Raw genomic sequence first — 13850 nt, 5'->3', positions numbered from 1 at the left:
CGGAGTGAGCGCGGTGGCCGGGAGCCGAGGGGGCTGCCGGACACCGTCGGCCGGGTGCCCTTCGGGGGAGGGGACATCCGGCGGGGCCCGTTGGGGAGCGGGTCCTTGAGGGAGGGGAGTACCGGTCGGTCGCGGTCACCGCGCCGGCCGGTACCTCCCGCAATCGTCATTGACCGGTAGTGCACGACCGACGAAGTAAGTGACCTTGATGTATCCGAGATCCACCTGCACGCTCCTTCCCCCCGAAGGACCCGCGATACTGCCATTGCCGACTGGAAGACTCTTCCGAAGAGGGGCAGATACGGTGACCGACGTGCAAACCACAGAGGTAGATCCGCCTTGGGAGGGCCTGACCGGCGCCGAGCTGCACGCTGCGTGCATGCAGGCCGCCAGAGACGGTGACCGCCGGGCGATGGCCCGCCTCGTCGAAGAGCTGACCCCGCTCGTCTGGCACGTCGCCCGGGCCAACGGGCTCGACCGCGCGGTCGCCGAAGACGTCGTCCAGACCGTCTGGCTGGCGCTGTTCAGCCAGCTCGGCAAGCTCCGCGACCCCAAGGCCCTCGCCGCGTGGCTGATCACCACCACCCGCCGCGAGGCCACCCACCCGTTCGGCCGTCGCATGCAGCCGGTGCCGCTGAGCGACGAGGTCGCCGAGGCCATGCCCAGTACTCAACCGGCGCCCGAAGACGAAGCCATTCGCGCCGACCGCGACCGCCGGGTCTGGCGCGCCTTCGTCCGGCTGCCCAACCGCTGTCAGGAACTGCTCCGGCTGACCGTGCTCGCGGGTCGCGCGGAGTACCAGCTCGTCGCCGAGGCGCTGCGCATGCCGCGCGGCAGTGTCGGCCCGACCAGGGGTCGCTGCCTCGACCAGATGCGAGATCTCCTCGTCAGTGAAGGGGGAAGCCGATGAACGACCTCGGTGCGCCGGGGGGCCAAGCCTCCTTCGGTGACGACGTGTTGCTGGCCGACATCGGCCGTTTTCTCGACGAGCTGGACCCGCCACCGGGTGACCTGGTGCAGCGGGTCCAATTCGCGCTCGCGCTCGAGGACCTCGACGTCGAGGTCGCCCGCTGGGAGCGGCTGGACAACCTCGCCGGGGTCCGCGGTGGCGGCACCGGCACGATCACGTTCACGGTCAGCGACCTGACGGTGATGATCAACCTGACCAAGATGGGCAAGCTGCACCGCATCGACGGCTGGCTGGTGCCGGCCGGCCAGTACAGCGTCGAGGTGCGCGTGGCCGAGCACGGCACGTCGTCGACGACCGCCGACGAAGGCGGCCGGTTCGTGCTCGACAACGTGCCGCGCGGGACGACGCAGATCCTCGTGCACCTCGGGGACGTCTCGTGCCGCCGGACGGTCGTGACGCCGACCGTGGTGCTCTAACCGAGGAAGTCGGCCAGGGGGACGGGCGTGAGCCCGTCCTTCTTCGCCTGCTCGACGAACGCCGTGTAGTCCTCTTTGAAGGTCTTCCGGAAGTGCATCAGCACGATGTCGCCGGGCTTGAGCTTGTCGCCGGACTGGAACTGGACGTGGCCGTCGTTGACCGCGGCCGTCCACAGCACCGAGGCGCGCATCCCGCAGGCGGCCGCCGCGCGCAGGGTGTTCTGGTCGTAGTTGCCGAACGGCGGCCGGAACAGCGACGGGCGGATGCCGAGCCCGCGCTGGAAGTCGTCGGCGTCGTCGCAGATCTCCTTGCGCTGGAACTCGTACGGCTTGCCCTTGAGGTTCGGGTGGTCGACCGTGTGGTCGCCGAGCGTGGCGCCGGTGGCGTCGAGGATCTGCTTGAAGTAGGCCTCGTGGCCCTTCACGTACTTCTGGTTCAGGAACAGCACCGGGTGGGTCCCGTTCTCCTGCATCAGCTTCAGCGCGTCGGGGTCCTGCACCGCACCGTCGTCCATGGTGAGGAAGACGTACGGCTTGTCGGTGGTGATCCGGCGGATCAGCGGGACCTGGCCGTTTTCGATCGGGGGCGCCTGCTGCTGGACCGTCCCGAACGGGTACGGCCCGGACGTCTTCACGTCGGGGCCGACGCCCTGGGGTGCCGGGTTCGGCTGGCTCGTGCCGAACTCCCGCTGATCCGGCTCGTGGCCCGAACACCCGGTCAAGGCCAGTGCCGCCGCGGCGACCACGGCTGTCAAGCGCTTCCGCACGCCTTCCCCCCTTCGTGTACTACCCGAAAGAGTGACGCGGGAGGGTGGGGAAACGTTGCGCCGGGCGATCTTGTGTGGCCGGAGCCACCCAGCTCAGCGCCCGGTTTCGGCCGCCTTGACCAGCTTGGCGGAGAACAGCCGGATCACGATCCGGAGCGTGGCGGCCAGCGCCGGCCCGGTGCCCCTGACCGGCTCGGTGAACGAGCCGGTCCACCGCAGGTGCGTGCCGCCGCCGTCGGCCGGCGTGAACAGCACTTCGGCGCGGTAGTCCTTGATCGGCTTGCCGCCGGCGAAGGCGTAGACGTGCTTGCGGCCGGGCTCGTACTCGAGGGTCTCCTCGCGGATCAGCACCGGCCACATCCCGACCTCGCGGACGGCGCCGACGCCGTCGGGTTCGGTGGTGCCGCGCCGCGCCCAGCGGGCCTGGACGATCAGTGGCTTTCCCCACTCCGCCCAGCGCGGGCCGTCGGCTTCGAGCGCGAACAGCGCCTCCGGCGGCGCGGTGCTCGTGCGGTTGACCTCGTACGAGTACTTGCGACCCACCGGAACCTCCCATGTTGTTGGCAGACTGATAATTAATCGTCTCCGGGAGCGTAGGTCAAGATGAGGGGGTGAGCACGCCGCGCCCCGACCTCACCGCGCCGCACTGGCTGGTCCAGCTCCTGCGCAGCACCCCGGTGCCGGTGCCGTGGAACATGGTCGCCCGGGCCGTGGTCGCGCTGGCCGTGCCGCTCGCGATCGCGTACGCGGCGGGGGACATCGCCGTCGGCGCACTCATCTCGACCGGGGCCCTGCCCGCCGTGCTGTCCGAATCGGCCGGGCCCTACCGCTACCGCGCCCGGCGGCTCGGCGGCGCGACCCTCGCCGCGACCGCGGGCTACCTCGCCGGGCTGCTCACCGGCGGTACCCCGGCGCTGTCGGTGCCCACGGTGGTCCTGGTCGCCGCGGTGTCCGCGGTGATCAGCGCGGCCGGCAGCAACGCCTCGGTCGCCGGGCTGCAGATGCTCGTGTTCTGCGTGCTCGCCACCGGGCAGCACGCGACCGGCGTCCGCGTCGAGGTCCTCTTCGGCTGCTTCTGCCTCGGCGCCGCCTGGAGCTTGCTGGTCGCGCTCGTCACCTGGACCGTCCGCGCGACGAGCCCCGAACGCACCGCCGTCGCGCACGTCTACGTCGAGCTGGCCGCGATGCTGTCGGCGACCGACGAAGCCGTCTCGCGGGTCGCCCGCCACCGGCTGACCACGGCGATGAACACCGCCTACGACCAGCTGCTCACCGCGCGCTCCTGGCTGTCCGGCCGCGACGCCGCCTATCGGCACCTGCTCAACCTGCTTTCGGCGACTACCCCCGCCGTCGAGGCGTCGGTGGCGATGGTCAACGCGGGTCGCCGCCCGGCCGCGGAGGTCATCGACCACTTCGTCGCGCTTTCGGCCGCGGTGCTGGCCGGCCAGCCGCTGCCGCCCCCGCCGCCGGTGCCGCCCGGAGACCCCGACCCGGTGCTCGGCGCGCTCTACGCGGGGCTCGTCCGGATCGGCAAGGGCGACGACCGCAAGCGCCGGCAGCCGACGCCGTGGCACCGCCGCCTGCGGGAGTGGGCGGGCTCGCTCGCGTCCGGCCCGCTGACCTGGATCGCCGCGCTGCGGCTGACGCTGTGCGTCGCGATCGCCGAGGTCGTCGGCCTGCTCGTGCCGCTGGAACGGTCGTACTGGATCACCCTGACCGTCGGCATCGTGCTCAAGCCCGACTTCGGGTCCGTCTTCGGCCGCGCGGTGCTGCGCGGCATCGGCACGGTCATCGGTGTCGGGATCGGCGCCGCGGTGCTCGGTCTCGGCGCGAACGGCTGGATCCTGGTGGTGCTCAGCGCGGTCTTCGCCGGCGGCATCGCGGTCGGGAAGGTGCGCAACTACGGCATCCAGAGCGCCTTCGTGACGCCGTTGATCATCCTGCAGATGGGCCTGGCCCACACCGGGAACTGGAGCGTGGTGCTGGCGCGGCTGGTCGACACCGTGCTGGGCTGCGTGATCGTGCTCGTCTTCGGTTACCTGCTGTGGCCCGGCAGCCGTCGCCCGCGGGTGGGCGGGCGCCTGGCCGACGGCCTGGACGCGGTCGCGAAGTACGTCTCCCACGCGCTGGTCGAAGCGTCGTCGGGGGAGGCGCGGCTGGCGCGGTCCCGGGCGCGGCGCGGGGCCTACCGGGCCCTGGCCGACCTGCGGACGGCGTTCCAGCAGGCGGTCGTGGAGCCGTCCGCGCACGGCCGCCAGGCGGTGGCGTGGTGGCCGGTGATCGCCGCGCAGGAGCGCGTCGCGGACGCCGTCACCGAGGTGGGCGTGACGATCGGGCGCGGGGTGCCGCCGCCGGAGCCGGCCGACGTCGAGCTGCTGACGGCCGCACTGGGGGAACTCGCGTCGGCGGTCCGGGAACAGCGGGAACCACGGTCGATGCCGCTGCCGGACGCCCCGCAGCTGGCCGGCGTGGTCGACCAGCTGGAGTCCGCGTTCGACGCCGTCCGCGGCCCTGACCTGGCCGAACGCGCGCCACTGGGGCTGGTCCGGCGGTTCCTGCCCTACCACCGGCGCATCTGAGGTCCGTGCGGTTCAATGCACCCATGGGAATCGACTTCGAAGCGTTGAAGGGCAAGGCCGAAGAGGCCCTGCGCGAGCACAACGACAAGATCGAGGAAGGCCTCGACAAGGCCGCCGACTTCGCGAAGTCGAAGTTCGCCGGGCACGACAGCCAGATCGACGGCGGCGTCGAGAAGGCGAAGGACTTCCTCAACAAGTTCGACGACACGCCGGACACCCCGCGGTAGCTACTGAGGCTGATTCCGGTCAGGCCGCCGCGCCCCGCCACATACCGGCGGGGCATCGCCAAAGTCATGCGGCGGCCGACGGCTGAATCAGCCTCACTGGACCTCGCCGGTCGCGATCCCGTCCGCGAGGCCGGTGATCCGGCCGCCGCGTTCACCGAGCGCGATCAGGCCTTGCCGCGCGTCCGGCGCGGCGAGGCTGATCCGGACCCCGGCCCGTTCGGCGTCCAGGCCGGCGGCCAGCGCTTGCGCGCCTTCGTATCCCGCGTTGATGGTGGCCGCGAGCCCGCCGGTCGACGCGAGCGAACCGCGGGCGGCGCCGAGCCGGCCGAGCGCTTCGTCGACGATCGGCAGCAGCGCGTCCCGGTTGCCTTCGGTCATCGCGCGGACGAGCTGCGGGTTCGAGCCGGCGACGCGCGTGCCGTCGCGGTAGGACCCGGCGGCGAGCGACATCGCCAGCGGGCCGCCCTCGGCGCCGATCGTGGCCAGGATCGCCGCCAGCAGGTGCGGCAGGTGCGAAATCCGGGCGACGGCTTCGTCGTGCGATTCCGCGGGCAGCGGGACGACGTGCGCCCCGACGTCCAGCACGAGCTTCGCCACTTCGGCCCAGGCTTCGAGGTCGGTGTCCTCCTCGACCGTGACCACCCACGCGGCGCCCTGGAACAGTGCGGCGTCCCCGGCCAGCCAGCCGGAGTTCGACGTCCCGGCCATCGGGTGCCCGCCGACGTACCGCGTGTACGGCACGCGACGGCGGACCGCGTCCAGTACCGGCGCTTTCACGCTGGTCACGTCGGTGAGCAGGCAGTGCGACGCGTGCTGGTTGACCAGCCGCAGCAGGTCTTCGACGGCCGGGAGCGGCACGGCGAGCACCACCATCGCGTCCTCGGCCGCGGCCCGGTGCAGGGCCGTTTCGACGTCGGTCGTGACGTCGTAGCCCGCTCTGCTCGCCGCGTCGGCGTCCACTTCGGAAACCGCGGCACCCCACGCCGTGCGGCCGTGGGCGGCGGCCGCGCGCAGCAGTGACCCGCCGATCAGCCCGAGCCCGATCACGCATACGTCTCGCACGGGGCCCATCCTGCCAGTGCCGGACGCATATCGGGCTACAGCGCGGCGGCGAGCCTTCTCAAGGTGCGAAGGCGGCCGGGGGAACCGCACCGGCGGCGGCCGAGCCGCGGAGCAGTTCGGTCAGGTCGCGGGGCCGGGCCGGTTCCCCGGTTGGCGCGGCCGCCATGATCCGGTCCAGCCGGAAGCCCCGGCCGGCCCGCCGGGTGCGGCACCAGGCGATCAGGTACCAGCGGCCGCCGGCGGTGAGCAGCCCGGCCGGTTCGACGACGCGCTCGCTCGCGTGCCCGGCCGCGTCGGTGTAGCTCAGCCGCAGCACGAGGTTCCCGGTGATGGCCTGTTCCACCGCGGTGCGGGTCGCCGGGTCGCCGTCCGAGGGCAGGGTGACGATCCGGGCGGCGAGTTCCCGGACCGCCGCCGAAACGGCGCCGGTCATCGCGGCCGTGATCTTCTGGGCTGCCGTGCGAGCCTCGCCGGCGTACGGAGTGGTGGCGTCGGCCGCGGCGAGCACGGCGGTCAGCGCCGAGGCCTCGCCGGCGGTGAGGTGGATCGGGGGCAGGGTCGTTTCCGGGTCGATCGCCCAGCCGCCGCCTCGTCCGGGGATGGCCCGCACCGGGACGCCGGCCTGCATCAGAGCCTGCAGATCGCGCTGCAGCGTGCGGTCGCTGACCTCGAACCGCCTGGCGAGCGCCGCGACCGTCCGCGGCCGCGGCGCGGCCGCGCGCAGTTCCTCCACCAGCGCGTACAGCCGGGCGGTCCGGGTCATGGCGCCGACGCTACCGCTCACGCGGAGGCCAGGAAGTCCCGCTCCCGCCGGTGTTCCCGCTCGGTGACGGTCAGGGGGAACAACGTGAAGCCGTGCATGGCGCCGGCGACGACGTCCAGCTGCACGGGCGCGCCCGCGGCCTGCCACCGCGCGGCCAGGAAGAGCGAATCGTCCAGCAGCGGATCCTCGGTGCCGACGGAGATCCGGGCGGGCGGCAGACCCGCCAGGTCCGCGTACAGGGGTGAGACTTCCGGGGCCCGGCGCTGTTCTTCTCCCATGCCGGGGACGAACAGCGCGTAGCTGCCCCGGAGCGACTCGGTGTTGCTCAGCAACGGCCGGGCACCGAAGTTCCGCTGGCTCGGGGTCATCGACAGGTCGTACGGGCCGAAGAGCAGGTGAGCGGCCCGGAACGCGCCGGTGACACCGTGCCGGTCGCGAAGGCGCAGCAGGGTCAGGACACTCAGGTGCGCACCGGCCGACTCCCCGCCGATCAGCAGCCGTTCGGAACCGAACTCGGCGCCGGCGTTGCGCACCAGCCAATGGGCCGCCGTCGCGCAGTCGTCGGGCCCGGCGGGGAAGGGGTGCTCCGGTGCGAGGCGGTAGTCCACGCTCACCACGGCCAGCCGGGTCTGCGTGGCGAGCCGCCAGAGCCGCTCGTCCTGGCCGGCCGCGGAGCCGAACGCCCAGCTGCCGCCGTGGAGGTGCAGGTACACGCCGTCGACCCGGTCCGGCACGAAAACCCGGACCGGCACGCCGTCGACGACGCGGTCCCGGCCCCGCGGCAGCCGCACCGGTGGCGTGTCGCCGCCGAGGCGGTTGCGCCGCAGCCGCGCCAGGGTTTCCGCGCTCGGTGCTGCCCCCCGAGCCGGGCGGTTCGCGGCCGCCGCCGCGAATTTCTCGTTGAACGCCAGGGTTTCGGCGAGGCAGTCCGCATCCACGATCGTCATCCACGATCGTCATGCCCGGACCGTCGCAGCCGTCCGCGACACCACCGTGTCACCCTTTCCGGGTGAGCTGCGCTACAGCGCGGCGGCGAGCCGCGTCCCCTGGTCGATGGCGCGTTTCGCGTCGAGTTCCGCGGCGACGTCGGCCCCGCCGATCAGGTGCACCGGCAGCCCGGCCTCGCGCAGCTCGTCGGCGAGGTCCCGCACCGGCTCCTGACCGGCGCAGACGACGACCGTGTCGACGTCGAGCAGCCGAGGCCGGCCGTCGACGGTGATGTGCAGGCCGTCGTCGTCGATCCGCTCGTACGTGACGCCCGGGAGCTGCTCGACGCGCTTGGCCTTGAGCGCGGCCCGGTGCACCCAGCCGGACGTCTTGCCGAGCCCGGCGCCGATGCCGGACTTCTTGCGCTGCAACAGGAACACCTGCCGCGGCGACGGCTCGGGCCGCGGGGTGCCGAGCCCGCCGGCGGCCTGTTCCGGGTCGGTGACACCCCACTCTGCCAGCCACGCGTCGAGATCGAGCGCGGGCGAGCTCGTGTGCGTGAGAAACTCGCTGACGTCGACGCCGATGCCGCCGGCCCCGATCACCGCGACCCGCTCGCCGACCGGCCTGCCGTGCTTGACGACGTCGACGTAGGACAGCACCTTCGGGTGGTCGATGCCGGGCAGCGACGGGACGCGCGGCGCGACCCCGGTGGCCAGCACGACCTCGTCGAAGCCGGTGAGCTCGGCCGCGGCCACGCGCTTTCCGAGGTGCAGCTTCACGCCGGTCACTTCGAGCCGCCGCCGGTAGTAGCGGATGGTCTCGGCGAACTCCTCCTTGCCGGGGATCTTCCGCGCGATGCCGAACTGGCCGCCGATCTCGTCGTCGGCTTCGAACAGTTCGACGCTGTGCCCGCGTTCGGCGAGCGCGGTCGCTGCCGAGAGCCCGGCAGGCCCGGCCCCGACGACGGCGACGTGCTTCGACCGCCGTGTCGGCGCGAGCGTCAACGTCGTCTCGTGGCCGGCACGCGGATTCACCATGCAGGACACGAGCTTGCGCTTGAAGGCGTGGTCGAGACAGGCCTGGTTGCAGGCGATGCAGGTGTTGATCTCGTCCTCGCGGCCGGTCTCGGCCTTCCGGATCCATTCGGGATCGGCGAGGAACGGCCGGGCCATCGACACGAGGTCGGCGTCGCCGCTGCTCAGCGCTTCCTCGGCGACCTGCGGCATGTTGATCCGGTTCGACGTCACGACCGGGATGCCCACGTGCGGCTTGAGCTTCCCGGTCACCCAGGTGAAGGCGGCGCGCGGCACCGACGTCACGATCGTCGGCACGCGGGCCTCGTGCCAGCCGATGCCGGTGTTGATGATGGTGGCGCCGGCGGCCTCGACCTCCTTGGCGAGTGCGACGACGTCTTCCCACCGCTGGCCGCCCGGGACGAGGTCGAGCATCGACAGCCGGTAGATGATGACGAAGTCGTCGCCGACCTTCGCGCGGGTCTTCCGGACGATTTCGACGGCGAACCGGCGCCGCTTCTCGGGCGTGCCGCCCCAGGCGTCGGTGCGCTTGTTGGTGCGCTCGGCCAGGAACTGGTTGATCAGGTAGCCCTCGGACCCCATGATCTCGACGCCGTCGTAGCCCGCTTCGCGCGCGAGAGCGGCGCAGTCGGCGAAGGCGCGGATCTGCCGGTGCACGCCGTAACCGGTGAGTGCGCGCGGCCGGAAGGGGTTGATCGGCGCCTTGATGCTCGACGCCGACACGCTCAGCGGGTGGTAGGCGTACCGGCCGGCGTGCAGGACCTGCAGCGCGATCTTGCCGCCGGCTTCGTGCACGGGCGCGGTGAGCTGCCGGTGCTGTCGCGCCTCGGCGGACGTCGTCAGCTTGGAGGCGAGCGGCAGCAGCCAGCCGGTGCGGTTCGGCGCGAACCCGCCGGTGACGATGAGCCCGACGCCGCCGCGGGCGCGTTCGGCGTAGTACTCGGCCAATTCGGGGAAGTGCGCGGCCTTGTCTTCGAGGCCGGTGTGCATCGAGCCCATCAGGACGCGGTTGCGCAACGTCGTGAAGCCGAGGTCGAGCGGGCTGAGCAGGTGCGGGTACGGGCTCATCGGGCGTCCTTCGGGTGGTGGAGGGCGGCGAGCACTTCGTCGAACCACTCGACCTGGCCCTCTTCGACGCGGATGCCGCCGCGCAGGACCAGGTACTGGTGCAGGTGCCGGCCGTGGAGGTTGGCCGGCGCGGGGAAGTCGCGCTTCTCGATCTGGCGGTAGACGTCGAGGCGTTCGGCGTGCGTCGCGCGGTGCCGGACGATCTCCTCGGCCACCTTCGCCGGGTCGCCGAAGGTGGCGCCGCGGATCTTCACGGCCAGCTCGACCGGCCCGGCGGAGGGATCCGGCTCGGCCAGCCAGTGGACGAGTTCGGCGCGTCCGCTGTCGCTGACCGTGTAGACCTTCTTGTCCGGCCGCCCCGACTGCGCGACGACGTCGACGGCCACCCAGCCGGCCTCTTCCATGCGCTTCAGCACGCGGTAGATCTGCTGGTGGGTGGCGCTCCAGAAGAGCCCGATCGACTTCTCGAAGCGGCGCGTCAGCTCGTAGCCCGAACCGGCGCGCTCGGACAGCGAGACGAGGATCGCGTGCTCCAGTGCCATGGCCCGAGGGTGCTATGCAACGAGTTGCAGTGCAACGAGGCGCGCATCACTTCACCGGCCCGGGTGGGCAAATCGGGTCGACTAATCCCCGGAAAAGACCAGGATGGGAGGAGTGCACCCGGTACTCGAACTGATCTCCGAACGGATGGCGGCGGGCAGTGTCCCGGGCGAACGCACCGACGGCCGGCGCCTCGCGCTCGCCATCGAGGGCGGCAGCAGCCGCGGCACCTACTCCAGCGGCATGGTCCTGGCGCTGGACGAACTCGGCGTGACGCGAGCGTTCGACGCCGTCTACGGCTCGTCGGCCGGTGCGCTGAACGGCGCCTGGCTGCTCTGCGGCCGGTCCTCGACCGGCGTCCGGACGTGGTGGAACCCGGTGGTGATGCGCCGGATCATCAACCCGCTGCACACCTTGCGCGGCCGCGCGGTGATCGACCTCGAATACCTCGTCCACCAGGTCTACTCGGTGCTGGAGCCGATGGACTTCCCGGCGATCCTGGCCAACCCGGTCACCTTCCACCCGCTGGCCACCGACGCCGACACGGGGGAGTCGACCGACCTGCACCCCTTCCTCGACGACGTCGACGCGATCAAGGTCGCGCTCGCCGCGTCGTCGTGCATGCCGGTGCTGGCCGGGCCGCCGATCCCGATGGCCGGCCGCCGGTTCGTCGACGCCGGCGTGGCCGAGCCGATCCCGTACCGCACCGCGCTCGCCCAGGGTGCGACCGACGTCCTGGTGCTGCGCACCCGCCGCGCCGACGAGCTGCCGCTGCCGCCGCCGCGGGTGCACGACGTCGTCGTGCCGCGGTTCCTGCGGCGCCAGGCCCCCGGCGCGATCCCGGCCTGGCAGGACACCTACCGGCGGGACGTCGAGGACGAAGGAACGTTGACCACCGACCCGCGCATCCTGACCGTCCGCCCACCGGCGGGTGCGCCGGACGTGGCGGTGCTGGAGCGCGACCCGGAGGTCCTGCGCAAGGCCGTCGACCTGGGCAAAGGGGCGGTTCTGGACGTGCTGGACGGCCTGCGCGAAGCGTCTTAGGGCTTGCGGGCGACGCCGCCGATCACCCGCGACTCGGACGGCGAACCGGCGAACACGGTGTGCTCGTCGGGGTGCCACGCCGGGGCGTAGACGAGCCCCGGCTCCAGCAGCGGCCAGCCGCCGAAGAAGCGCTCGAACTCGGCCATCGTCCGCAGGAAGCCCGGGTTCGTCGTGGTCTCGTAGTACTCGAGCAGGTCGAGCAGCGCCTGCCGCTCGTCTTCGTTCACCGGGTTCTGGTTGGTCATCTGCGACAGCACCAGCAGGGACCCGGGGGCGAGCCGGGTGCGGTAGAACTCGAGCAGCCGGTCCGGGTTCTGCTCGTCCTTGACGAAGTGCATGACCGCGTTGATCACCAGGGCGATCGGCTCGCGCACGTCGATGATGTCCGACGCCTTCACCCGCTCCCACAGGTCGTCCGGCTGCAGGAAGTCCGCGGCGATGGCGTGGTGGCGTTCCGGGTCGGCGGTGTCGGCGAGCAGCAACGTCGAGTGGGCCAGCGCGATGGGCTCGTTGTCGATGTAGAGCACCCGCGTGTCCAGTTCGGGGCGGGCTTCGTCGGCGACCTCGTGCACGTTGCCCGCGGTCGGCAGGCCGGAGCCGACGTCGACGAACTGCCGCAGCCCGGCGCGCACGCACGCGCGGACCGCGCGGCCCAGGAACTGCCGGCTCGTCAGGCAGTACTCGCCCATGAGCGGCAGCCGGGCGCGGACCTTCTCGGCGAAGTCGCGATCGATCGCGTAGTGGGTGTCCCCGCCGATGAAGTAGTCGTAGATCCGCGCGGCGGACGGCCGGTCGAGGCTGCTTGCGACGGCCTTGAGCGCGTCGTCGTGGTTGATCATGACCACCCCTTCGCGGCCCATGCTGCCACGGGAAGGATCACGCCGGCGACCACGCCTCCCGATAGGCGTTGACGGACTCCGTCAACCGGTCCAGTTCGGCGCGCATCCGGGCGAGCCCGGCTTCGTCCAGGTTCATCGCCGCGCCGATCACGTCGGGGATGCCCCGCGCCTTCTCGTGCAGCGCCTTCCCGCTTTCGGTCAGGCTGACGCGGACCGAGCGCTCGTCGTCGGCCTGCCGGTTCCGGACCACCAGGCCCGCGGTCTGCAGCCGCTTGAGCAACGGCGAAAGCGTGCCCGAATCGAGGTTCAGCTCGGCGCCGAGCTCCTTCACCAGCCGGTGGTCCTGCTCCCAGAGGGCCAGCATGACCAGGTACTGGGGATAGGTCAGATCGAGGTCCTCCAGGACGACGCGGTACAGCGACGTCACCGCGCGCGACGCCGAGTACAGCCCGAAGCAGAGCTGGTCGTCCAGCCGCAGCGATGCCATGGCGTCCTCCTCTTCCCTTGGCTGTCCATGGTGCGCGCGATCCGGCTGGGCGGCAACTTAAGTGCGCTGCATCTCATTGCCGTCTATTTAGTTGTGCACAACTGAGTTGCGAACTACCTTCATGACATCAGCTTCCACCCCGAGGAGGACGACATGACCGCCAACCCGCACAACCTGGCCCTCGAACCGGCCGCACAGGCGTTCGCGGAGGCCACCGACCAGCCGCCGTACCTGTTCCAGCTGCCGCCGGAAGAGGGCCGCAAGGCCGTCGACGGCGTCCAGGACGGCGAGATCGCCATGCCTGCCGCCGAGATCGAGGTGCTGACCGTCCCGGGCGGCCCGAACGGCGACGTCGAGACGCGGATCATCCGCCCGGCCGGCGTTTCCGGTCCGCTGCCGGTGATCGTCTACATCCACGGCGCCGGCTGGGTGTTCGGCGACTTCCACACCCACGAGCGGCTGGTGCGCGAACTGGCGTCCGGGGTGGGCGCGGCTGTCGTGTTCCCCGAGTACAGCCGGTCGCCCGAGGCGCGCTACCCGGTCGCCATCGAGGAGAACTACGCGGTGGCGAAGTGGGTTGCCCAGCACGGCGCGGAGAAGGGGCTCGACACCTCTCGCATCGCGATCGCCGGGGACTCGGTCGGCGGGAACATGACCGCGGCGCTGACCATCCTGGCCAAGCAGCGCGGCGACGTCACCTTCAAGCAGCAGGTGCTCTTCTACCCGGTCACCGACGCGAACTTCGACACCGAGTCGTACCTGAAGTTCGCCGAGGGCTACTTCCTCGGGCGCGAAGGCATGAAGTGGTTCTGGGACCAGTACACGACGGATCCCGCCCAGCGCGCGGAAATCACGGCGTCGCCGCTGCGCGCGTCGCTCGACGAGCTCGCCGGGCTGCCGCCGGCCCTGGTGATCACCGGCGAAGCCGACGTCCTTCGCGACGAAGGTGAGGCGTACGCGGCGAAGCTGCGTCAGGCCGGCGTGCCCGTCACCGCCGTCCGGTACCAGGGGATCATCCACGACTTCGTGATGGTCAACGCCCTCCGCGAGACCCACGCGGCCGAGGCGGCGATCACCCAGGCCGTCACCGTGCTGGCACGCGCTCTGGCCCGGTAGCCGGGAAA

General features: G+C 71.7%; 15 protein-coding genes. 6 read left to right on the top strand and 9 right to left on the bottom strand.

Translation table 11 applies throughout. The annotated features are described in order from the left end of the window. The first annotated feature begins 304 nt into the window (after window positions 1-304). Together ACFVYA_RS24110 and ACFVYA_RS24105 are read left to right on the top strand one after the other, a co-directional pair. Window positions 305-910, top strand: coding sequence for an RNA polymerase sigma factor (locus ACFVYA_RS24110; protein ID WP_387048079.1), 606 nt, complete (start codon window positions 305-307; stop codon window positions 908-910). Then, window positions 907-1386, top strand: a complete 480-nt coding sequence (locus tag ACFVYA_RS24105) for a carboxypeptidase regulatory-like domain-containing protein (RefSeq protein WP_387048078.1) — start codon at window positions 907-909, stop codon at window positions 1384-1386. The genes ACFVYA_RS24110 and ACFVYA_RS24105 overlap by 4 nt, the downstream gene beginning before the upstream one ends. Here the strand turns inward: ACFVYA_RS24105 and ACFVYA_RS24100 are convergent. Next, a complete protein-coding gene (locus ACFVYA_RS24100; RefSeq protein ID WP_387048124.1) occupies window positions 1383-2132 on the bottom strand; it encodes a polysaccharide deacetylase family protein in 750 nt (249 codons plus the stop codon). The two genes, ACFVYA_RS24105 and ACFVYA_RS24100, sit on opposite strands and share 4 nt — an antisense overlap. 114 nt (window positions 2133-2246) lie before the next feature. Then, window positions 2247-2696 carry an SRPBCC family protein gene (locus ACFVYA_RS24095; protein WP_387048076.1) on the bottom strand — a complete coding sequence of 150 codons (450 nt, stop codon included), beginning with the start codon at window positions 2694-2696 and terminating at the stop codon, window positions 2247-2249. Between the two features lie 68 nt (window positions 2697-2764). On the opposite strand from ACFVYA_RS24095, the gene ACFVYA_RS24090 reads away from it, so the two are divergent. Further along, window positions 2765-4732, top strand: a complete 1968-nt coding sequence (locus ACFVYA_RS24090; protein WP_387048074.1) for an FUSC family protein — start codon at window positions 2765-2767, stop codon at window positions 4730-4732. Between the two features lie 23 nt (window positions 4733-4755). Continuing rightward, window positions 4756-4959, top strand: coding sequence for an antitoxin (locus ACFVYA_RS24085; RefSeq protein WP_086843804.1), 204 nt, complete (start codon window positions 4756-4758; stop codon window positions 4957-4959). 93 nt (window positions 4960-5052) lie between these two features. Here ACFVYA_RS24085 and ACFVYA_RS24080 read toward each other — a convergent pair whose 3' ends face one another. From ACFVYA_RS24080 to ACFVYA_RS24060, 5 genes are all read right to left on the bottom strand, one after another. After that, on the bottom strand, window positions 5053-6006 hold the full coding sequence (locus ACFVYA_RS24080; RefSeq protein WP_387048122.1) for a prephenate dehydrogenase: 954 nt from the start codon (window positions 6004-6006) through the stop codon (window positions 5053-5055). 73 nt (window positions 6007-6079) lie between these two features. Continuing rightward, window positions 6080-6784, bottom strand: a complete 705-nt coding sequence (locus ACFVYA_RS24075; RefSeq protein ID WP_387048072.1) for a helix-turn-helix transcriptional regulator — start codon at window positions 6782-6784, stop codon at window positions 6080-6082. Window positions 6785-6801: 17 nt separating this feature from the next. Beyond that, window positions 6802-7731, bottom strand: coding sequence for an alpha/beta hydrolase (locus ACFVYA_RS24070; RefSeq protein WP_387048070.1), 930 nt, complete (start codon window positions 7729-7731; stop codon window positions 6802-6804). A gap of 72 nt (window positions 7732-7803) precedes the next feature. Continuing rightward, window positions 7804-9816: an FAD-dependent oxidoreductase gene (locus ACFVYA_RS24065; RefSeq protein WP_387048069.1), complete on the bottom strand. Its 2013-nt coding sequence runs from the start codon at window positions 9814-9816 to the stop codon at window positions 7804-7806. After that, complete coding sequence (locus tag ACFVYA_RS24060; RefSeq protein WP_387048067.1) at window positions 9813-10358, bottom strand: PadR family transcriptional regulator; 546 nt, start codon at window positions 10356-10358, stop codon at window positions 9813-9815. Before ACFVYA_RS24060 ends, ACFVYA_RS24065 begins: the two co-directional genes overlap by 4 nt. Window positions 10359-10461: 103 nt before the next feature. Here ACFVYA_RS24060 and ACFVYA_RS24055 point away from each other — a divergent pair, with 103 nt between their 5' ends. Continuing rightward, complete coding sequence (locus ACFVYA_RS24055) at window positions 10462-11400, top strand: patatin family protein (RefSeq protein WP_387048065.1); 939 nt, start codon at window positions 10462-10464, stop codon at window positions 11398-11400. Here the strand turns inward: ACFVYA_RS24055 and ACFVYA_RS24050 are convergent. Next, window positions 11397-12239, bottom strand: coding sequence for an SAM-dependent methyltransferase (locus ACFVYA_RS24050; protein ID WP_387048063.1), 843 nt, complete (start codon window positions 12237-12239; stop codon window positions 11397-11399). The two genes, ACFVYA_RS24055 and ACFVYA_RS24050, sit on opposite strands and share 4 nt — an antisense overlap. 37 nt (window positions 12240-12276) lie before the next feature. Continuing rightward, the gene (locus tag ACFVYA_RS24045) at window positions 12277-12726 is read right to left on the bottom strand and encodes a MarR family winged helix-turn-helix transcriptional regulator (protein ID WP_387048062.1); all 450 of its coding nucleotides are present in this window, start codon (window positions 12724-12726) and stop codon (window positions 12277-12279) included. 153 nt (window positions 12727-12879) lie between these two features. Here ACFVYA_RS24045 and ACFVYA_RS24040 point away from each other — a divergent pair, with 153 nt between their 5' ends. Beyond that, window positions 12880-13842 carry an alpha/beta hydrolase gene (locus ACFVYA_RS24040; protein WP_387048060.1) on the top strand — a complete coding sequence of 321 codons (963 nt, stop codon included), beginning with the start codon at window positions 12880-12882 and terminating at the stop codon, window positions 13840-13842. Window positions 13843-13850 lie beyond the last annotated feature (8 nt).

Source organism: Amycolatopsis sp. NPDC058278, from assembly GCF_042881395.1.
Taxonomy (GTDB): Bacteria; Actinomycetota; Actinomycetes; order Mycobacteriales; family Pseudonocardiaceae; genus Amycolatopsis.
Note: the sequence above shows the minus strand (reverse complement) of the source record. Positions and strands in the feature narration are given on the sequence as shown.